The organism is Methylophilus sp. Leaf408, assembly GCF_916856905.1.
Taxonomy (GTDB): domain Bacteria; phylum Pseudomonadota; class Gammaproteobacteria; order Burkholderiales; family Methylophilaceae; genus Methylophilus.
Map to the genome: position 1 here is coordinate 76,392 of NZ_CAKASK010000001.1, position 20,474 is coordinate 96,865.

19 protein-coding genes are annotated in these 20,474 nt (G+C 48.8%); 10 read left to right on the forward strand and 9 right to left on the reverse strand.

The features are described 5' to 3' along the window. Positions 1-3: 3 nt before the first annotated feature. Complete coding sequence (locus tag LPA26_RS00335) at positions 4-369, forward strand: putative quinol monooxygenase (RefSeq protein ID WP_229006888.1); 366 nt, start codon at positions 4-6, stop codon at positions 367-369. On the opposite strand, the gene LPA26_RS00340 is transcribed toward LPA26_RS00335, so the two are convergent. Genes LPA26_RS00340 through iscX form a run of 3 tightly spaced genes read right to left on the reverse strand, consistent with a single transcriptional unit; the run spans position 366 to position 2,536 of the window. Continuing rightward, on the reverse strand, positions 366-914 hold the full coding sequence (locus LPA26_RS00340) for a TIGR02281 family clan AA aspartic protease (protein WP_055829877.1): 549 nt from the start codon (positions 912-914) through the stop codon (positions 366-368). The two genes, LPA26_RS00335 and LPA26_RS00340, sit on opposite strands and share 4 nt — an antisense overlap. A gap of 17 nt (positions 915-931) precedes the next feature. After that, the gene (locus tag LPA26_RS00345; RefSeq protein ID WP_229006889.1) at positions 932-2,341 is read right to left on the reverse strand and encodes a phosphomannomutase/phosphoglucomutase; all 1,410 of its coding nucleotides are present in this window, start codon (positions 2,339-2,341) and stop codon (positions 932-934) included. Continuing rightward, positions 2,342-2,536, reverse strand: a complete 195-nt coding sequence (gene iscX / locus LPA26_RS00350; RefSeq protein ID WP_055829873.1) for a Fe-S cluster assembly protein IscX — start codon at positions 2,534-2,536, stop codon at positions 2,342-2,344. Positions 2,537-2,715: 179 nt separating this feature from the next. On the opposite strand from iscX, the gene LPA26_RS00355 reads away from it, so the two are divergent. From LPA26_RS00355 to LPA26_RS00390, 8 genes are all read left to right on the forward strand, one after another. Then, the gene (locus tag LPA26_RS00355) at positions 2,716-4,791 is read left to right on the forward strand and encodes an AsmA family protein (protein WP_229006890.1); all 2,076 of its coding nucleotides are present in this window, start codon (positions 2,716-2,718) and stop codon (positions 4,789-4,791) included. Between the two features lie 404 nt (positions 4,792-5,195). Then, positions 5,196-6,443 (forward strand): serine hydroxymethyltransferase, encoded by a 1,248-nt coding sequence (gene glyA / locus LPA26_RS00360; RefSeq protein WP_255658824.1) that lies wholly within the window; start codon positions 5,196-5,198, stop codon positions 6,441-6,443. Positions 6,444-6,470: 27 nt separating this feature from the next. Beyond that, the gene (gene nrdR, locus LPA26_RS00365) at positions 6,471-6,920 is read left to right on the forward strand and encodes a transcriptional regulator NrdR (protein WP_055870676.1); all 450 of its coding nucleotides are present in this window, start codon (positions 6,471-6,473) and stop codon (positions 6,918-6,920) included. Between the two features lie 31 nt (positions 6,921-6,951). Beyond that, positions 6,952-7,329, forward strand: coding sequence for a hypothetical protein (locus LPA26_RS00370; RefSeq protein ID WP_055870679.1), 378 nt, complete (start codon positions 6,952-6,954; stop codon positions 7,327-7,329). Positions 7,330-7,436: 107 nt separating this feature from the next. Continuing rightward, positions 7,437-8,525: a bifunctional diaminohydroxyphosphoribosylaminopyrimidine deaminase/5-amino-6-(5-phosphoribosylamino)uracil reductase RibD gene (gene ribD, locus LPA26_RS00375; RefSeq protein WP_229006891.1), complete on the forward strand. Its 1,089-nt coding sequence runs from the start codon at positions 7,437-7,439 to the stop codon at positions 8,523-8,525. A 29-nt stretch (positions 8,526-8,554) separates the two neighbouring features. Next, the gene (locus tag LPA26_RS00380; RefSeq protein WP_055829863.1) at positions 8,555-9,355 is read left to right on the forward strand and encodes a TatD family hydrolase; all 801 of its coding nucleotides are present in this window, start codon (positions 8,555-8,557) and stop codon (positions 9,353-9,355) included. 273 nt (positions 9,356-9,628) lie between these two features. Continuing rightward, entirely contained in the window at positions 9,629-10,699 is a 1,071-nt protein-coding gene (gene mtnA, locus LPA26_RS00385) for an S-methyl-5-thioribose-1-phosphate isomerase (RefSeq protein ID WP_229006892.1), read from the forward strand. Then, positions 10,696-11,337 carry a class II aldolase/adducin family protein gene (locus tag LPA26_RS00390; protein ID WP_229006893.1) on the forward strand — a complete coding sequence of 214 codons (642 nt, stop codon included), beginning with the start codon at positions 10,696-10,698 and terminating at the stop codon, positions 11,335-11,337. The genes mtnA and LPA26_RS00390 overlap by 4 nt, the downstream gene beginning before the upstream one ends. Before the next feature lie 44 nt (positions 11,338-11,381). On the opposite strand, the gene LPA26_RS00395 is transcribed toward LPA26_RS00390, so the two are convergent. The 5 genes from LPA26_RS00395 to LPA26_RS00415 all read right to left on the reverse strand — a co-directional run bounded on the left by LPA26_RS00395 (position 11,382) and on the right by LPA26_RS00415 (position 16,785). Beyond that, positions 11,382-11,843 (reverse strand): hypothetical protein, encoded by a 462-nt coding sequence (locus LPA26_RS00395; RefSeq protein ID WP_229006894.1) that lies wholly within the window; start codon positions 11,841-11,843, stop codon positions 11,382-11,384. A gap of 167 nt (positions 11,844-12,010) precedes the next feature. Further along, positions 12,011-12,532 carry a GNAT family N-acetyltransferase gene (locus tag LPA26_RS00400; protein ID WP_229006895.1) on the reverse strand — a complete coding sequence of 174 codons (522 nt, stop codon included), beginning with the start codon at positions 12,530-12,532 and terminating at the stop codon, positions 12,011-12,013. 27 nt (positions 12,533-12,559) lie between these two features. Further along, entirely contained in the window at positions 12,560-13,291 is a 732-nt protein-coding gene (locus LPA26_RS00405) for an arginyltransferase (RefSeq protein WP_055870689.1), read from the reverse strand. Between the two features lie 15 nt (positions 13,292-13,306). Beyond that, positions 13,307-13,993, reverse strand: a complete 687-nt coding sequence (aat, locus tag LPA26_RS00410) for a leucyl/phenylalanyl-tRNA--protein transferase (protein ID WP_055870691.1) — start codon at positions 13,991-13,993, stop codon at positions 13,307-13,309. A gap of 5 nt (positions 13,994-13,998) precedes the next feature. Next, on the reverse strand, positions 13,999-16,785 hold the full coding sequence (locus LPA26_RS00415) for an EAL domain-containing protein (RefSeq protein WP_229006896.1): 2,787 nt from the start codon (positions 16,783-16,785) through the stop codon (positions 13,999-14,001). A gap of 239 nt (positions 16,786-17,024) precedes the next feature. Between LPA26_RS00415 and LPA26_RS00420 the strand changes: the two genes are divergently transcribed. Then, entirely contained in the window at positions 17,025-19,211 is a 2,187-nt protein-coding gene (locus LPA26_RS00420) for a YgiQ family radical SAM protein (protein WP_229006897.1), read from the forward strand. A 30-nt stretch (positions 19,212-19,241) separates the two neighbouring features. On the opposite strand, the gene LPA26_RS00425 is transcribed toward LPA26_RS00420, so the two are convergent. After that, positions 19,242-20,285 (reverse strand): DUF2235 domain-containing protein, encoded by a 1,044-nt coding sequence (locus LPA26_RS00425; protein ID WP_229006898.1) that lies wholly within the window; start codon positions 20,283-20,285, stop codon positions 19,242-19,244. Positions 20,286-20,474 lie beyond the last annotated feature (189 nt).

The window sequence follows — 20,474 nt, forward strand, 5'->3', positions numbered from 1 at the left end:
TTCATGGCGACACAAGATACCTGCTGTTCAGTTGCTCCGTATTTCCAGATCCATCCGGGGAAGGCAGAAACTTTTCGCGCAATCGCTGAAAAATATGTGCAGTGGTCGGCCCGCGAGCCTGGCTGTTTATATTACGGATTCAGTTTTGATGGCGACTTTGCGCACTGTCGCGAAGGATTCCAGGATGCCAATGCCTTGTTGGCGCATCTGGATAACCTGCGACCTATTCTCCACGAGATGGGTGAAGTGTCCAGCCTGGTGAAAATAGAAATACACGGCGCGGAACATGAGCTGGCGAAATTGCGTGCGCCTCTGGCAAATATGAATCCGCAATATTTTGTGCTGGAGTTTGGTTTCAGGCGAGGTTAGTGTTTTGCCTGAGTTTCTGTCGAAAGCGTTGTGCTGTCTTCACCATCACGGATAGTCATGACACCGCGATAGAGTCTGACATCCATGCGCCCCAGAAAGCTCATCCCCAATAATGCGTCACCTTCCAGCCCGGGCGTAATCGTCGCCGCGACATCGTTTGCCACGATGCCTCCTAACTGCACGGTTTTCAGTCTCACCAGGTAAGAAACTGCATTGCCATTGGCGGTATGGGTATTGATGGCGTCGGTGCTAGCCAACCCCAGCCGGTCTGCCACATGCTGCGAGATGGCTACACCGGTGGCACCGGTATCTACCAGCACACGTACACGCTCACCATTGATCAGCGCTTCAGCACTGTAATGCCCATCTGGCCCGCGCTTAAGTGTCGCTACATTGAGTTTGCCGACTTGTTCCAGCGTATTTGGATGTTGCACGCGGTCTACCAGTAACCAGACCAGTGCGGCCAAACCAAGCCAAAGTACTACATATAGCAGACTCTGGCCGCGGGAATGTAATCGTTGAGAAAGGCGAGGGTAATTGGGCATGTTTTTTCAATGGTGACTTAAAAAGGAATTTTCAAGTCAGGGCGGGCATTCAGTAACAACTCGCGGAAGATATTTTTGATGCGCGCCAGTGCCTTTTCATTGTCTGCTTCAAAACGAAGCACTAACACAGGTGTTGTGTTCGAGGCACGGATCAAGCCAAAGCCATCTGCATACTCTACCCGCAAGCCATCGATATCAATCACTTCAACAGCTGCCGGAAACTCTGCGGTTTCTTGCAGCTGTGCAATCAAGGCATGCGGCTCGCCTTCAGCCATCACTATCTGTAATTCTGGGGTGTTGACACTATCCGGCAAGGCTTCCAGCACTGCGCTGGCATCCTGCACACGGCTGACAATTTCAAGTAAACGTGCGGCACTATAAAGGCCATCGTCAAAGCCGAACCAGCGTTGCTTGCCTTGTTTTTGATCATTGAAGAACAGATGGCCGGATAACTCGCCACCAATCGCGGCACTGGTCTCTCGGATCTTCGCTTTCATCAAAGAATGACCTGTTTTCCAGATCACCGGTTTGCCACCATGTTTGCGCGTCCACTGGCTCAAATAGCGGGTGGATTTCACATCAAACACAACGCTGCTACCGGGTTGATGTGCTAATACATCTTCAATAAACAGCATAAGCTGACGGTCGCTACGGATGATCTGTCCGGATTTAGTCACCACGCCTAACCTGTCACCATCACCATCGAACGCCAGTCCAAGTTCGGCATCGCCTGTTTGCAGTCTCGCAATCACATCCTGCAGGTTTTTGGCTTCTACCGGGTCTGGATGATGATTGGGGAAATTGCCATCTACCTCACAAAACAAAGGGTCAACCATGCATCCCAGTGCTTCAAACAAAGCTTGCGCATAGGCACCCGCTACGCCATTGCCGCAATCAACTACCACGCGCATGGGGCGCGCCAGTTGAATGTCTTCAACAATTGTTTGCTGATAGGCTGGGTAAATATCGTAAGTGGAGGTTTTACCAGGGTGACTACTTAAATAAAACTGCAGCTGGTCTATCTGCTGCCGTAACGCCTGGATGGCTTCACTGCTCAATGTCTCACCGGCAAGTACCATTTTCAAGCCGTTATACTGCGGCGGGTTGTGGCTGCCAGTGATCATCACGCCGCTGGTGCTTCGCGGCAAATAGTGGGTGGCGAAATAAAGCATAGGCGTTGTGACCAGGCCAAGGGAAATAACGTCAACGCCTGTTTGTAATATGCCTTCGGCTAAGGCCCTTGCGAGTGCCGGGCTGGATAAACGACCATCATAGCCCACGCAGATGGATTGCTCGCCAAGTGCCTGCGCTTGTGTGCCTAGCGCCAGCCCTATCAGCCGGACAATCTCTGCTGTCAGCGTTTCATCAACAATGCCGCGTATATCGTAGGCTTTAAAAATCGAACCGGGCAATGCAGTTGAGGTCATCTACTCGGCTTCTTCTATCCAGGCCAGTTGTATGCCTTCGAGCACTTTTTCGCCGCAACGAGAAATATCATCATCAAAGCCATCCAGCGCCATTACCCACTGCATTAAATCGGTAAAACGTATGGTTTTAGGATCAATATCGGGATACTTGTCATACAGTTCTTCGGCGATGCGCTGGCTATCGGTCCATTTCATTTTAATCACTTCCTGTTTACTGGATTACACATCATTTGATTATAACTGAGTAGTCAGGATTTAGAACTTCGGGCTTTCCTGCGGTACCCCTGGTAAAGAGTGCCTTTGACAGAATTATCCTACAGTCTTGTCAGACTTGTAGGACTGGTCATGCCAGTTGAGCGTGGCAACATACGAAGATGAATAATGAAGTGAATAACAAGGCCGTGATCGGCAATTCTCCAACTCGCACTACAGGCATGCGAACACTGCGCTGGACTGGTGGGTTTTTATTGGTGCTGGTCGTGATCATTGTGTGCTGCGAACTTGCCGGGTGGCCTTTTCTACGCCAGCCGATGCAAGACTTTACCAGCAAGACATTGCACAGAGATGTCATCATTGAGCGGCCATTTCATCTGCAATTGCTTGGCGGCATCCGCCTGCAGGTAGGCCACTTGCAGATTTCAGCGCCGCCAGAATTTAAGGTCCCTTATTTAGTGGATGCGCGTGGCTTGGACCTCAAGCTGCGTTACCGTGACTTGTTCCAGCTCGAAGAAGGCCAGGCCTATCGCATTAAAGCTATTCGTGCCGAACAGCTTGATGCCTATTTGAAGCGCGATAGCAAGAAAAAAGCCACCTGGGATTTTGAACTGGATGATTCCGGTCCAGCACGCCCTTTCCCGTTTATCGAAGAACTTTCTGTCAACAAGGGGCAGGCCCGTGTCGATGACGCAGTGACCAAAGCTTACCTCGCTACCAGTTTTTACACCGAAGAAGGAACACATCTTAAAACGCCGGAATCCAGTCTAAAGGTTAAAGGCGAATTTGGTAAACGCCCGCTAGAGGGTGAACTGGTCACCCAGGGCTTCCTCCCGGTGGCTACGCAAGGTAAAGATTCTGCACCTATCAATTCCAAAGGCTGGCTGAAATATGGTGCGGTCAATCTTAAGTTTGATGGGGCTGTCTATGATTTATTCGGTACCCAGCGCGTGAAAGGTAAATTGGATGTCAACGGACCTTCATTAGCAGATGTGGGTGATTTGCTAGACCTGGCTTTCCCTCGCACGCCGCCATTTAAGGTAGCCGCCGAAGTTGAAAAAAATACAGATCAATGGAAGGTCAATGTGTCGGATGCGCAAATAGGACGTAGCCGCCTGGCCGGGCAGTTTGTCTACGATTATGGTGATTTAAAGCCTATGCTGACCGGTGACGTGAAAGGTCCGTTGCTTGTATTGGCCGACCTGGCGCCAGCCTTTGGTGCGCCAGCGACTAACACTACCAGCAACAAGAAACCAGCCAAAATATTCCCCGATGAGTCGCTTGATTTTGCAACTTATGACAGGATGAATGCCAATATCAACATTCACTTTGATGCAGTTGATTTGGGGAGTATTTTTAAAGAACGTATTTCGCCACTGGATTTTCAATTAACCTTGCAGGATCGTAAACTGACGGTTGCGAAATTGCATGCCGGTACCGCACAGGGAAGCCTCTCGGGCGCATTATTGATTGATGCGCCTGAAGCAAAAAACAAAGATGAATCTGTCAATCCACCAGCACCGAAGTGGGATATTCAACTCGCGCTGAAAAATATTCAGTTAGAAAAGTGGTTAAAGGTGAAGCCGGAAGATCAAGCACCTAAAGACAAATCAAAAGATAAAAAGGATGTAGACAAAGATGCGCCTGCTTACATCACCGGCGAGTTAAATGCCAAGGCCAAGCTAAAAGGTGAGGGCAAATCAACAGCTGCTTTATTGAAATCGTTGGATGGGCAATTGGCATTGATGGTGCGTGATGGCGAAATCTCGCACTTGGTTGTTGAAGCCGCAGGCCTGGATATTGCGCAAAGTGTAGGCTTGTTATTAGGAGGGGACCACTCTCTCCCCATGCAGTGTGCGGCAATGGGCTTGAACGCCAAACAGGGTGTGTTAACGCCTGAAGCTGCCTTGATCGATACGCCAGTCACCACTGTCTACATTCATGGCAATATGGATTTGGGGGAAGAACAATTTAATCTTAAATTGCAGGCTAATCCGAAAAACTTCTCGCCATTCACGGTGCGCTCACCGATTTTAGTAACTGGTCCATTTGTGAATCCAAACGTATCAATCAGCCCTGGCCCAATCGCAGCGCGCGTCGCTGGTAGCGTCTTGCTGGCTATCGTGACACCATTTGCCGCGATTCTGCCATTCCTGGACCCTGGTAGTAGTGATCAACCTGCCAATGAAGGATGCCTGCAAACATTGCAAGAGCTGAAGTCAAAAGGTAAGCGCTAGTTTCTTCGCAAACTTTCATAAGCGGGGCAAAAAAAGAGCCCAACCGAAGTTGGGCTAGGGAGCGATTTTGGAGATACGCTTACGAATTCTATTTAGCATAACTTGTGCCAGATTTATAAATTCTATTTAAATCAAATAGTTATCTTAAATTAAAATTAATTATATTGTCGCCAATTCAACAATTGCTTTGTAATGTGCACCTATTTGGTGCAGGTTGGACTAAGCTGGCGCAGATCACCAGATTATCAGGCGCAACTTTATTTCAATGGTGCTAATTCAGGTGTTTGAAAAGCCTGAGTAATTTAGTCGGAAAAATACACGTTAAAAACATGCCAAGTCGCATCACATAGTCGCATCATGTTAAAATCCGGCTTTATTTTTATGAATACGGAAACTTGATCGTCATGTTTAGCTTTTCAAGAAACTTAAATGTTGCCGACCCGGCGTTAGCGCAAATGATTTCGTCTGAAGTCGAACGCCAGCATCAGCATATTGAATTGATCGCTTCAGAAAACTACACCAGCCCGGCAGTGATGGAGGCGCAAGGTTCACAGCTGACCAACAAATATGCCGAGGGTTATCCTGGCAAACGTTTTTACGGTGGCTGTGAGTTTGTTGATCAGGTTGAGCAACTGGCGATTGATCGCTTGAAAGCGTTGTATGGCGCCGAGTATGCCAACGTGCAGCCGCATTCAGGTTCACAGGCCAACCAGGCGGTGTATTTCTCTATCCTGAAACCGGGCGATACGGTGATGGGGATGAACCTTGGTCACGGTGGTCACCTGACACACGGTTCTCCGGCTAACTTGTCCGGTAAATTATTCAATATCGTGCCATATGGCTTGAACGATAAAGAAGAAATCGATTATGACGAGATGGAGCGTATTGCCATTGAGTGCAAGCCAAAGTTGCTGATCGGTGGTGCATCTGCTTACGCCCTGCGTTTTGACTGGGCACGTATGGCTGAAATCGCCAAAAAAGTCGGTGCCTATTTCATGGTGGATATGGCGCACTACTCAGGCCTGATTGCTGCCGGCGTGTATCCTAATCCGGTGCCGCATGCTGACTTCGTGACTTCTACTACCCACAAAACATTGCGTGGTCCTCGTGGCGGTATCATTTTGGCTAAAGCTGAATTTGAGAAATCCATCAATTCCAATGTGTTCCCAAGCTTGCAAGGTGGCCCGTTGATGCACGTGATTGCCGGTAAAGCGACCGCTTTCCTGGAAGCGGCACAACCTGAGTTCAAGGTTTACCAGGAGCAGGTATTGAAAAATGCCAGCGCAATGGCTAAAACATTGGTTGAGCGTGGCCTGCGCATTATTTCCGGCCGCACTGAGTCGCATGTGTTCCTGGTCGATTTGCGCCCTAAAAACCTGACTGGTAAAGCCGCAGATGCTTACTTGGGTCAGGCACATATCACTGTCAATAAAAATGCAATTCCTAACGATCCTGAAAGCCCATTCGTTACTTCCGGTATCCGTATCGGTTCACCAGCGATTACGACACGTGGCTTTAAAGAGGCCGAAGCTGTGCAAGTCGCTAATTTAATTGCGGACGTGCTGGATAATCCTGAAAGTGCGGAAGTGATTGAAGCGACCAAGGCAAAAGTACATGCCTTGACGGATGCATTTCCTGTTTACGGTAAATAAGCAGCGCTTTGACCGCGTTGACCTGATATGAAGTGTCCGTTTTGCGGTGCTGATGATACACAGGTAGTGGATTCCCGCCTCAATGAGGAGGGGAATTCCATACGCCGTCGTCGCCGTTGCCAGGTGTGTGACAAACGCTTTACCACCTATGAAACGGCAGAGTTGCACCTGCCACAAGTGGTTAAACAGAATGGCACGCGTGAAGAGTTCAAACGGGAAAAACTGCGGGTTTCTTTCACACGTGCTTTACACAAACGCCCGGTGCCAACCGAGTATGTGGACAAGGCGCTGGATAGAATTGTCCAGAAAATATTAGGCCTGGGCGCACGTGAGGTGCCTGCGCGATTGCTGGGTGAAACCGTCATGCAAGAGTTGAAACAAATGGATCAGGTGGCGTATATCCGCTTTGCTTCAGTCTATCGAAGCTTTTCAGATGTGGATGATTTCCATAATGCCATCCGTGACCTGGACAATTAACTGGTAACAACACTACCCGAAAGGTAAGCGCATGAAACTGATCAGGATATCTGCGATTGTGCTGGCGGTATTTACGGTCATACTCACCATTGTATTTTTTACCTGGTGGGCATTTAAAGACCAGGCCGTGTTTGGCAGTGAAAAATTTGACCAGACGCGCTGGATAGAGTTATCCAATACCGTGCAAAAAGATTGTCGGCGCGGTGATATGGCATACGACTTGAAAAGCCACATTCTTATCCGTGGCGCCAAAAAAGAAGCGGTAATGGCTTTGCTGGGCCGTCCCAGCCTGGAAGATGCCAACGCGCTGGAGTATGACCTCGGTAAATGTATGCATGTGTATCACGCATTACGGATTTATTTTGACCAGGATGGCCGGCTGACGCATAGCCAGATCTCCTCCCACTAATCATAAGCGCTTGAATAACGCATTGTTGTATTGCGCTTAACTGGCTGTATCACGACATGACTCAAGACAAAAACCCGCAGGCGCGGGTTTTTTTGTATCATTTGGTTATGCAATGGACAACACAAGATTTTGAATGGATGACGCAGGCGCTCAGGTTGGCCGAGCGTGGCTTGTATACAACTTCACCGAATCCACGCGTAGGCTGCGTGATTGTGAAAAATGGACAGCTGATTGGTGTAGGCTTTCATCTCAAGGCGGGAGAGCCTCATGCCGAAGTACATGCTTTGCGGCAGGCTGGTAACCATACTAAAGGCGCCACTGCGTATGTCACATTAGAACCATGTAGCCACTATGGCCGTACGCCACCATGCGCTCACGCACTGGTTGAAGCCGGTGTCAGCCGGGTAGTGATTGCGATGCAAGACCCTAACCCGCTTGTGGCAGGCAAAGGCATTGCGTATTTGCAATCGCATGGCATAGAGGTCACTTCCGGCTTGCTGCAAACGCAGGCGCAAGCGCTTAATCCTGGTTTTATACTGCGCATGACGCAACAACGTCCTTATGTGCGTTTAAAAGTAGCCGCCAGCCTGGATGGTAAAACGGCTTTAGCGAATGGTGCCAGTCAATGGATTACTTCCGCTGCTTCACGTAAAGATGTACATCACTGGCGTGCGCGCAGCTGCGCCATGCTGACTGGCATAGGTACAGTATTGCATGATGACCCTTCGCTAACGGTACGCGAAGTAGATACGCCCCGGCAACCTTTACGCGTGATTGTCGATAGCCAATTACGTATCCCGTTAAATGCCAGGGTCTTGCATGGTGGCCATGCCGTCATCGCTTACGCACAAGCTCCGCAAGATAAGCTGGCACTATTGCAGGCACAGGGTGTCCAAACGATTGCGTTGCCCGATGCTGCCGGACAAATAGACATCAATGCTTTACTCAAGACTTTGGCCCAACAGCAAATCAATGAAGTCATGGTTGAAGCGGGCGCCGGGCTTAACGGTGCAATGCTGCAAAGCGGGTTGGTAGACGAGTTATTAATGTATTACGCGCCCAAGCTCATGGGTAATACAGGCGCGGGTATGTTTAACTTGCCAGCTTTTGAGACGATGTCGCAGGCGTTGGATTTAAACATTATTGATGTTCGCCATTTTGGCCAGGATATTCGCATTCAGGCCAAGTGTCGCTAACGCCAAATTTAATCACTGTTAAGTACTCCATGTTAATTGACACCCACTGCCATCTGGACGCCGCAGAGTTTGATGCCGACCGTGAAGCGGTCTGGCAATCGGCGCTGGATGCCGGTGTGCGCTCCATCGTTATCCCTGGCGTGCTGGCTGATAACTTCCAGCCGATCATGCAATGGTGTGCACAACACCCTCAGGCTGCATTTGCCTTGGGCTGGCATCCATTGTTTGTAGATCAGGCAACCGATGACGCCCTGGAACATCTGCAACAGACTATCGCAAACGTATTGCAAGGACCGCAGGCGCATCAGCTAGTGGCTATTGGCGAGATCGGGCTGGATTTTTATATCACTCGCGACAACGAGGCGCACCAGATCGCGATGTTTGAAGGGCAATTGCAACTCGCCAGGCAATTTGAGTTACCGGTTATCCTGCATGTGCGCAGTTCTATAGATACAGTACTTAAGTATTTACGCAAGCACAATATTCATCAAGGTATTGCCCATGCTTTCAATGGCAGCCGTCAGCAGGCAGATGCAATGGCTGCACAGGGATTAAAAATGGGTTTTGGTGGTGCCATGACCTGGCCGCGTGCACTCAGGATTCGAAAACTGGCTGAAGAACTGCCATTGGAACATATCGTTTTAGAGACAGATGCGCCAGATATACAGCCGGTTTGGATAGGCCATCACCGTCGCAACACCCCTGATCAATTAAAAAAGATAGCTGAGGAAATAGCCTCAATTCGCCGCATTGAAATTTCGCAACTCATTGAAATGACAGGTAAAAATTCTTTGCAAGTTTTGCCTAAATTAGCCCATTTATGCACATGACTTAAAGTGACACATTAAGAATGTGTCCAAAGTGTTTCAATTATAGTGGTGCTATTTAAGTCATTGATTTTAAACAATAAAAAAATAGATTAAAAAATGAACTTTTGGAAAAAACCCTTATAAATTGGTAAGTTACGCTTTTAAGACACAGCAATCCACAAAGTTATCCACAGTTTTTGTGGATGGAAAATTTGAGCTAGTCCTACAAAAAAATGCAAGCTGTTTTACACATATTTTTGTAAATAAAAATAAACCATACTGTTTTTGGAAATCATGAAAATCCGACACCAGCATTACCGAACGATATGGCGTGATGCGCAAACCGTATGCATCATAGATCAAACCCAATTGCCATTTGCATTGGTACTTGAACGCCTCAGCACACATCAGCAAATGTGCCACGCCATTAAGACCATGCAAGTGCGCGGTGCGCCATTAATTGGTGCTGCCGCAGCATATGGCATCGCTTTAGGAGTCCAGCGGAATGCCGATGATGATAGCTTGCACAATATAGCCAGCCTATTGATTGCTACCAGGCCGACTGCTGTGAATCTGGCCTGGGCAGTACAACGTATGACACAACAACTCTTATGTTTGCCTGATATCCAAAGAGCACACGCCGCATGGGAGTTTGCGCAGGCCATTGCGGATGAAGATGTAGAGCAAAACCATGCCATAGGCCAGCATGGCAAACTATTGATAGCCGAAATAGCCGCAGATTCCACACGGGTAATCAATATCCTTACGCATTGCAATGCAGGCTGGTTAGCCACCGTAGATGGCGGCACTGCACTGGCGCCGATTTATGCGGCCCATGATAGCGGTTTAAACGTACATGTATGGGTGGATGAAACCAGGCCACGTAACCAGGGTGCAAGTTTAACCGCCTGGGAGCTCGCCCAGCATGGCGTACCGCATACGGTTATCACCGACAATGCCGGCGGCTATTTAATGCAGCATGGGCAAGTGGATATGGTCATTGTCGGTGCCGACCGTGTGACTGGCAATGGGGATGTCTGCAATAAAATTGGTACTTATCTCAAGGCGCTGGCAGCTTATGACCAGCAGGTGCCGTTTTATGCGGCGGTGCCAACGCCCACCATAGACTGGCAGTCAGTGCAGGGAACGGAAATCGAAATTGAAATGCGCGATGCGGATGAAGTGGCCTATATGCAAGGGCAAAATGAGCAAGGGCAAGTTTGCCAGATCCGCGTTATCCCGCACGAAAGTGCGGCATTGAATCCGGCATTTGACGTCACTCCGGCGCGGCTGGTGACCGGCATGATTACCGAGCGCGGCGTTTTCCGTCCTGAACAATTACAGTCCCTGGAGTTATCGCGGTGAGTACGCCCGCACCAGCCATGCAGCTATTGGAAGCTGCCCGCAACCTGAGCGCTCTTGGCTTGAATAAGGGCACTTCCGGTAATGCCAGCATTAGGCTGTCAGATGGCTTTCTGGTCACGCCTTCAGGTGTGCCCGCCGAACAGTTGTCAGAAGATAGCATGGTGTATATGCGGTGGGATGGCACACCGGAGCGCGGTAAGAAACCTTCAAGTGAGTGGCGCATGCATATGGATATTTTGCAGGCCCGGCCTGAAGTGAATGCCATTCTGCATTGCCATAGCATGTTCGCCACCACCATTGCCTGCCTGGGACGGAATGTGCCGCCGTTTCATTACATGATTGCTGCTGTTGGAGGCGATAATATTCGCTGTGCACCGTATGCGCTGTTTGGCACGCAAGCGTTATCCGATACAGCCGTTGTGGCATTACAAGATCGCAAAGCCTGTTTGCTAGCCCATCACGGCATGCTGGCGCTAGGCAAGGACTTATCGCAGGCCCTGGCCATCGCTGTAGAAGTGGAAAATCTATGTGAGCAGTATTGGCGCCTATTGCAATTGGGCGAACCTAAACTGTTGAGTGCGCAGCAGATGCAGGAAGTGGAAGCGCAGTTCAAAGATTATGGACAGTGGAAAAAATAACTGACTGTTATTGTTATTGTTAGTCAGTGATTGGCTTGAGCGCGTTAAAGCTTGGGAAAAAGCCCTTGTGTGGTTAAGCGCAATAGTTTTCCCGGATCACAAATATATACATGTCCAGTTGAAGTCCCCGATTCCGGCGCCGCTAAAATAGCTTCTTTTGGTGCGTAACACTTTAACAATACACCCCCAGACTCTACTGCGTTGAGGCCTTTAGCATAGGTGGTCGCAATCTCTTCAGAGATCGTCCAGCAAAATCCAATCTTATCCTGGTCAAATAAAAACCAGCTTTCACCGCGATACAAGGTCACGCCATCACCTTTATAGCCAGGTAAAGCCCTCCTAAGTACCTGAAGAATTAAGGTGTCGTCCTTGATTTTGGCACGCAAGTCACCACCGTAAATCAGCCACAAGGACTGAATTTTTTCTTTTAAGAAGATCGATTCATCATTAACACTGGCGAGGTAAGTGAAAGTTTCGCGCCATAAGGACGCATCGGTTGCGTTCACGTATGTGCCGTTACAAAACTGCCTGGCGAGAGATTGTGGTGTGACTATCATTCAAAATAATGTATTGAGTAAACAGTTATTGAGTTAATTTCTAGCCGACTGATTGCGCCAGCATCGCTACCAAGAGTGAAACTTGGAAGGTAGGCTAAAAAATCCCAGATAACAAATTAATCTTCGACTGGTTGTTGAGGCGTGTCCAGTACAAGTTGATAAAACCCTAAATCCAGCCACCGGCCGAATTTGTATGCTGCCTGCGCGATTGTGCCCGCATGCGTGAAACCAAGCTTTTCGTGCAACATTACACTGCCGGTATTAGCAATATCAATCCCACCCACCATTACATGTACCTGGTTTGTTCTCGCTGCTGCTATCAGTTGTTGCATTAGCTGCAAACCCACACCTTTGCCTCTGTGGTGTTTATGCACGTATACCGAATGTTCGACTGTGTATTTGTAAGCTGGCCAGGCACGGAAGGTGCCATAACTGGCAAAGCCCAAGAGTGTGCCATCCGCATCTATCGCGCCAATGACTGGGAAGCGATTATCGTGTTTGCTCTGAAACCAGCCTCGCATGGATGCAAGCGTGCGAGGTTTGTAATCATAGAGCGCTGTTGAATGAACAATAGCTTCGTTCAGTATGTCTAGTATGGCTTGCGCATGAGAGTCAAACTGACAGTGAATGAATTGCAAATGGCTTTCCTGAGGCATCGGCGTCGATTAAATATGCACCCACTCGCCATCGATCAGTTTTTCCTGTGGCTGGAACTGTTGCTTGTAAGTCATTTTTTCGCTATCGGCAATCCAGTAGCCCAGATAAAGATAAGGCAGCCCTAGCTGCTTGGCCCAATCGATTTGCCACAGGATACTGTAAGTGCCATAACTGGCTTTATCGTTAGTGTCGTAAAAAGTGTATACCGCAGATAATCCATCAGCCACCAGGTCGACCACACTGACCATCTTGAGTACTTTTTGCTCATCCCGGAATTCGATCATGATACTTTCGACATTGGTCTGACATAAAAACTGCTGGTACTGAGAGGCTTCGTCTTCAAGTTCGCCAACATGGTCGTGGCCATTAGCGTGCCGTTGCTTCTGATAAGCGTGGTATAGCGTAAAGTGCTCTTGCTGGTAGCTGGTTTCAATAATGGTGATTTGTAAATTGGCGTGTTTTTTAAACGCGCGTTGCTGGCTGCGGGTGGGTGTGAATTGCTCAACCGGCAAACGCACCGAAATGCAGGCATTGCATTGCTCGCAATGCGGCCGGTAAGCAAACTTGCCACTGCGGCGAAAGCCCTGCTGTATCAACCCACTATATACATTTGCATCCACCAGGTTTTGCGGCGTGGCAATCAGGCTTTGTGCCAGTTTTTTTGGCAGGTAACCGCAAGGGTAGGCAGTGGTCACATAGAACTGCAGTTTCTGCAGCGAGGCATCGTTAGGCAGCGTCATGATTAAGCAATCGTGTCATATCACCAGTTGATTTAAAGTTTCTATAAAACGCGCTCTTGGGATTTCATAAGCGCCAAAACTGGCCAGTAGTGGCGTATGCATCTGACAATCAATCATACCGACTTGTTGCGTGATTAGCCATTGCACCATGTGGGCAAAAGCCACTTTGGATGCATTACTGACATGGTGAAACATGCTTTCACCATAAAACATGCGCCCGATTTTGACGCCATAGCAACCACCGACCAGAATGTCATCCTGCCAGGCTTCGACACTGTGCGCATAACCAAGTCTATGTAACTCAGAATAAGCTGCAGCCATGTGTTCGGAAATCCACGTGCCATCCTGATGGGGGCGGGCGGTACTTGCACATGCGCTGATCACACTTTCAAACGCGGTATTAATACGGATTTCGAATAGTTGCTGCTGGATAACTTTGCGCAGAGAGCGGTTGATGGTGATTTCTGCCGGAAACAGTACCATGCGCGGATCAGGGCTCCACCACAGGATAGGTTCGCCGGGGCTGAACCAGGGGAAAATACCCCGTTGGTAAGCCGCAAGTAGTCGTTCCGCGGTCAGGTCACCACCAATCGCAATCAGCCCGTTAGGCTCAGCGAGGGCATGATGCAATGCCGGGAAGGGCGTGTATTGCTCAAGGATTAACACTGGCCCGCCGGGCAGCGGATAATAACTTTCTTGCATACGCGTCAATCAAACTGATACGGAGAGTGCTTGCTCATCCATTCTACAACTTTGTTGCCCGGCATGGCGCGCGCGATGCCATAACCTTGCGCATAGTCACAGCCCAGTGAACGCAAAATACGCGCTTGCTCGACTTTTTCAACGCCTTCAGCAATCACTTTGCGGCCAAATTCACGGCATAGCGTTACCACACTCCTGATCACGGCCATATCTTCCGGATTGACCAGCATATTGTGCACAAATGACTGATCAATTTTGATGATGTCTACCGGTAATCTGCGCAAATAAATAAGCGAAGAATAGCCAGTGCCAAAATCATCAATTGAAAACGAGACGCCTAGGTCATGGCATTGCTGGATCACACGATTCACACGGGCAAAGTCAGTGATAGCTGCGCTCTCGGTAATTTCAATATGCAATTGCTGCGGTTTAATGTCAGGATATTTTTGTAGCAAGTTGGTGATGTGCTCAGCAAATTGCTTGTGCATTAAATGCAAGGCGGCAATATTGACTGAAACCTGCGTTTCAAACCCTTGTTTTTGCCACTCGTTTAACTGGCGTAAACCTTCTTCAATGACCCAGTAACCGATATCAATAATCAGGGTAGTGTGTTCGACGGACGCCAAAAAGTCGTTGGGATACAAGAGTCCGCGTAAAGGATGCTGCCATCTCAGCAGCGCTTCAAAACAGAAGATTTCACCCGTTTGCATGCATGCTTGCGGCTGGTAAACCAACCTGATGTGACTATGCTGAATGGCAACCAGTAGATCTTTCAGCAAGGTTTGTTGTTGTTGCGATTGTTGTGCTGAAGCCAAGTCGAACAGGTGGTATTGGTGCCCGCCATGTGTTTTGGCATGGTACATGGCATGATCCGCATGCCTGAGTAAGGTATCGGGCGGGTGATGGTCGAATGGATACAGGGTATAACCGATACTGGCAGAAATCGAAAACTTGAACTTATCGATGGCAAACGGTTTTTCTATTGCCGTTAACAACCGCTTGAGCAAGCGGGTATATTCTGCCTGGGTGTGGCAACCGCACAGCAGCATGGCAAATTCGTCGCCACCCAGGCGGGCAATGGTATCAGTAGGTCTGAGCATGCCAGTGAGGCGGTTTGCCAGTTGCGTCAGCAGTTTGTCACCGTACTCATGGCCATACTGGTCATTCACGATCTTGAAATCGTCCAGATCAATGTAGCAGATCGCGATTAAAGATTGCTCACGCTCCGCTTCAATCAAGGCATGCTGCAAGCGCCGCGAGAATAGCACGCGGTTAGGAAGCTGCGTCAGTGCATCATGGTAAGCCAAGTGTTCGAGTTTATTCTGCTGTTCTTTTGCATGGGTAATATCCGAGAACAAGCCAACGTAATGTTCAAAAGTCCCGGCTTCATTCATCACAGGGGAGAGCTCAAGTTCGGTCAGATATTCCTGGCCATGCCTGTGCTGGTTCCAGACTTCGCCTCGCCATTCCTGCACTCTCTGAGGTTTTTTGTAAAACGACTCGAAAAATTCAGGCTCATGACATGCCAGGCCAAATGCCTGTGGCGGTTTGCCGATGGCTTCGGTTTGGCTATAACCTGTAATGGCACTAAAGGATGGGTTGCATTGCACAATCAGGCCATTGGCATCCGTAATAAAAATGGCATCGGTGGCATGTTCAAAAACGCTTGATGATATTTTCAGGCGATTGGCATTCGTCTGAATCTGGCTCAGCATTTCGCGTAAACGGCGACGCATTTTTACCATGTTGGCAATCAAAGTGCCTGGCTCAGCAGTAGTATTGTCTTCGGCAAAGTCTCCACTTTCGATCCGCATCAGCATTTGTTTGGCAGTTTCAGGCTCGCCTCCTAGCGGGTTTAAAACAAAACGCCGCAAACCGCTGATCAAGGCAATCAATGCAACGAGCGCCACCACTAGCGTGATGATCAGTACCGGGGAAAGGGCGCCTAGCGCTGACCAGTAAGCCTCACTGGCAGGGTAAACAATATTGATGGTGAAATCCCATTCAGGCACTTCGCGCGTGACCTTTTTCCATTGATCATGTGTGTCATTGAGAGCGTTGCGTGCTTGTTGCTGGCTGACACCTGCGGTCAGGAATCGTATTTTTCCCTGATGATCGGTAATGGCGACAAAGCCTTTTTCCAGGAAACCCCATTGCCTGATTGCCTGGTCAATCGCATTGAAATTAAGTTTATAGCCAACATACCATGCGCCTATCAGTTGCCCCTTGTGGTCATGCATGGGCTCATAACGGGAGAGATAAGCTTCGCCCAAAATATCCACTACGCCGTAAAAGGTTTGATCGTTGAGCAGTTGCTTGATCGCTTTGCCTTTGGTGTCAAGCTCAGTGCCAAATGCATTACTGCCATCTGCTTTTTTTACATTGGTGGCAATGCGGAAAAAATGCTGGTCGTGCTTTACAAAAATGGTGGCTGTGCCGCTGCCAATCCGGGTCACTGAATCTACCAGGATGCTTTTGCCGGTTTGCGGCGTATTCCCGAATAACAGGTTAGGTACCTGTTTATCCTCCAGCGAGGTCATGCCATTAATCGAAGGTTGGCCTTCAAGTGACGCATATTGCTGTAGTAATGCCATACTGGAGAGCACATGTTCACTCACCAACGTTTTGGCGGTAATCAGCAGGTTTGATAGTTTTTGCGTCTCTTCATTTGCTTTTGATTGAATGTTAACCAGGTGTTGATTAAAGATATAAGCAAATGAAATCAGCCCGATAGTCAGGCTGATAGTAGCCAGTGGCAATAGGATTTTTTTGAAAAGTGCGTAGTGTTTCATTGTATATTTGTGTAAATATTATTTAACAAATCCTCCTTTATTCGCATGTTTATACAGACCTTTGCTGGTTGCTGCAATACAAATATGCGCACTGGATGGTGTCTATGCGCTTACTAATGATCAGGACGCTAAAAGAAAGTGAGGGACGGGTAATCAAGCAGTTTTTTTGAAAAAAATGATTTCAAATCAATTGATTAACGCGTAAAATGCGCAGTCCTTAAGCATCGTCGGTCACTCGCGTGGAAACCTACACCTCCCTTACTGCAAAACCTGTCAGCAGCTATCGTCCTTATTGGGCGAAACGCTTTGGCACAGCGCCTGTGCTGCCTATGAGCCGCGCCGAGATGGATACGCTGGGTTGGGACAGCTGCGACATTATTCTGGTCAGTGGTGACGCCTATATTGATCACCCGAGTTTCGGGGCGGCGCTGATTGGGCGTTTGCTGGAGGCCCAGGGTTTCAGGGTTGGTATCATTGCGCAACCAGACTGGCAGTCGGCTGAGGCATTCAAGGTATTGGGCAAACCTAACCTGTATTTTGGTGTGACTGCAGGCAATATGGATAGCATGGTTAACCGCTATACCGCCGACCGTAAAATTCGCTCTGATGATGCCTACACGCCGAATGCGGCGTCAGACAAGCGTCCAGACCGCGCGGTGCTGGTGTATTCGCAACGCTGTAAAGAAGCCTATCCATCTGCGCCATTAGTGATTGGCAGTATTGAGGCCAGCCTGCGCCGTATTGCGCATTATGATTACTGGTCGGATAAAGTCCGCCGCTCGATACTGGTAGATTCCAAAGCTGACCTGTTGCTGTATGGCAATGCAGAGCGCGCGATTATTGAATTGTCCCACAGGCTTGGCCGCGGCGAAGACATTGCCGATATTCATGATATACGCGGTACCGCCTTTATTCGCAAACAGGTGCCGGACGAATTTGTTGAGGTGCCCTCGACACGCCTGGACCGCCCCGGTGTTGTCGATAAACATGAAGACCCTTATGCCATGAAAATGGGCAAAAGTGACGCCAGTTGCGCTACGGATGATAAGGGTAGTGATGCAGCAGCTGCGCCAACTATCAGCATGCCGCTGCCACTTAAGGCCGCCAAGGTGCCGCGTGACCGCCAGGTCATCCGTATGCCTTCTTATGAAGAAGTGGTCAGCGACCCGGTGATGTATGCACATGCTTCACGCGTGCTGCATCTGGAAGCAAACCCTGGCAATGCACGTGCGCTGGTGCAGAAACACGGTAACCGCGAAGTGTGGCTGAACCCGCCGCCAATACCGCTAACGACCAAAGAAATGGACCATGTTTACGATTTGCCATATGCACGTAAACCGCATCCAGCATACGAAGGTGCCAATATCCCGGCTTGGGAGATGATCCGTTTTTCTGTGAATATCATGCGTGGCTGTTTTGGCGGTTGCACTTTCTGTTCGATTACCGAGCACGAAGGCCGTATTATCCAGAGCCGTTCCGAAGATTCTATCCTGCGTGAAATTGAAGAAATCCGCGATAAAGTTGATGGGTTTACCGGCGTCATTTCAGACCTCGGCGGTCCGACCGCCAATATGTACCGTCTATCCTGCAAGTCGGAAGAGATAGAGAAAAACTGCCGCAAACTTTCCTGCGTTTACCCCGGTATTTGTGAAAATCTGAATACGGATCACTCGGCACTGATCCAGCTCTACCGCAAGGCACGTAATCTGCGCGGCGTAAAGAAAATCCTGATTGGCTCCGGTTTGCGTTATGACCTGGCGGTGAAATCGCCAGAATATGTCAAAGAGTTGGTGCAGCACCATGTTGGCGGCTACCTGAAGATTGCCCCCGAGCATTCTGAAGAAAACGTACTCAGCAAAATGATGAAGCCAGGCATGGGCGCTTATGATGAATTCAAACGTATGTTTGAAAAATTCAGCGCCGAAGCCGGTAAGAAACAGTATCTGATTCCGTATTTTATTGCGGCGCACCCAGGCTCTACTGATGAGGATGTATTAAACCTGGCGCTATGGCTGAAACGTAATGATTTCAGGCTTGACCAGGTGCAAACCTTTACTCCAACACCGATGGCGATGGCCACTGCCATGTATCACAGCGGCAAGAATCCTTTACGCAAAGTGACAAAGGATTCTGAGATGGTTCCGGTGCCCAAAGCTGGCAATGTGCGCAAATTGCATAAAGCCTTTATTCGCTATCATGACCCGCAAAACTGGCCGATGTTGCGTGAAGCCTTGAAAAAAATGGGCAGGGCCGATTTGATCGGCAATGGTAAAAAACATTTGATACCCGCCTATCAGCCGGCCGTACTCTCCAAAATTGTGCAGTCAGACGGCAGCCGGTTTGTGCCGAAAGTCATGCCTAAAGGCTTCAACCAGACCAAAAGCTACGCCAGCCCTAAAAAGGGTCCCGGTAGCCGCAAGCATTAATCTTAAGTGCTAAACCCTACTGGTTTCGCCTTAAGACAAATCAATCTTGGCATTTGTCAAAGTAGGGGGGCGGTAATCAGCCTGTGCACCCCATTTTGATTTTACTGATGCATCGACAGTGACATTGACTGAACGCATATTGTTTTGTATGACTTCATAAGGCCGGAAAAAGCGGCCGTCGCCCTTGACGAACAAACCTTTGAAAAAGCCATAAATCCCATAAGCAAAGTCCTTATAGGAATCAGTCGGTTTGGTTAAGTAGGCATTGGTCGGCGCTACATAAGGTTTCAGTTTTAAATTGGCATTGCGCGCTTTCTCAAGCATCCAGGCTAGTGCCAGTGTCGATAGCGGGTCTTTGCCATAGCCGCCACCGACATTGGCATGCGCACCAATAAACCAGCGTTGCTCCACATCAGTGTTTTCAGGTTTTTTGGTGCCATTTTCATTGGTCCACATGGCAACGTTGTAAGCCTCACGGTTTTCATCCAGTGCCATGGCGTGATAGGCATAGGAGACGATTTTGGATAGCTCGGTGTCATGCCAGGAATAAAGTGCCTTTTCGGAAATCATGGTACCTGGAATCCCCAGTGCGCCTACCGTGTCCCATACACCAAGGAAATGCACATTTACCTCCAGGCTGTATGTGTGCCTGAATGTCTGGCATTGATCACTATCAGGATGCGCAGATTTGTCTCGATATAAATCTTCTGCCCGTTGCAATAAATTTGGCGTACTTGTTTTGAGCAAACCACATTTGCGGATCAGCCCCACCATACTCCTTGCGGTATATGCGCCACGGCTAAAACCAAATACCCAGATTTCGTCCCCTTCCTTGTAATGTCTTGCCAGCCAGTCATATCCCTTAAGCAAGTTTTCGCTCAGGCCATAACCAAACAGGCCGCCACGTAATTTGTCACCAGGTGCCGTGCCTACGCCGGGTTCGTAAAAGAAGGTCTGCTTGATCTCATCGTCATATTCTTCTATCAAAGTCGATAACTGGAATACATTGGTCAGGTCAGCAGGGTCATTCCAGGTGCCATCAAACAACACAATTAATCTTTCTTTTTTTCTCATCACATTGTCTCCAATCTGAATAAGTGTGAGCAGCAGTGAGCGATCAGCTGCTGTATGTGTCTCGGCCTGGCTTTGTTTCGGTGAGGTTTTGGCATGGCAGCCTTTCTAAATTTATCGTTGATATTATTTAACACATGGTAGCGCTGTCTCATTTATGTGACAACTTCAATGTGCTGATAAGCTTACAAA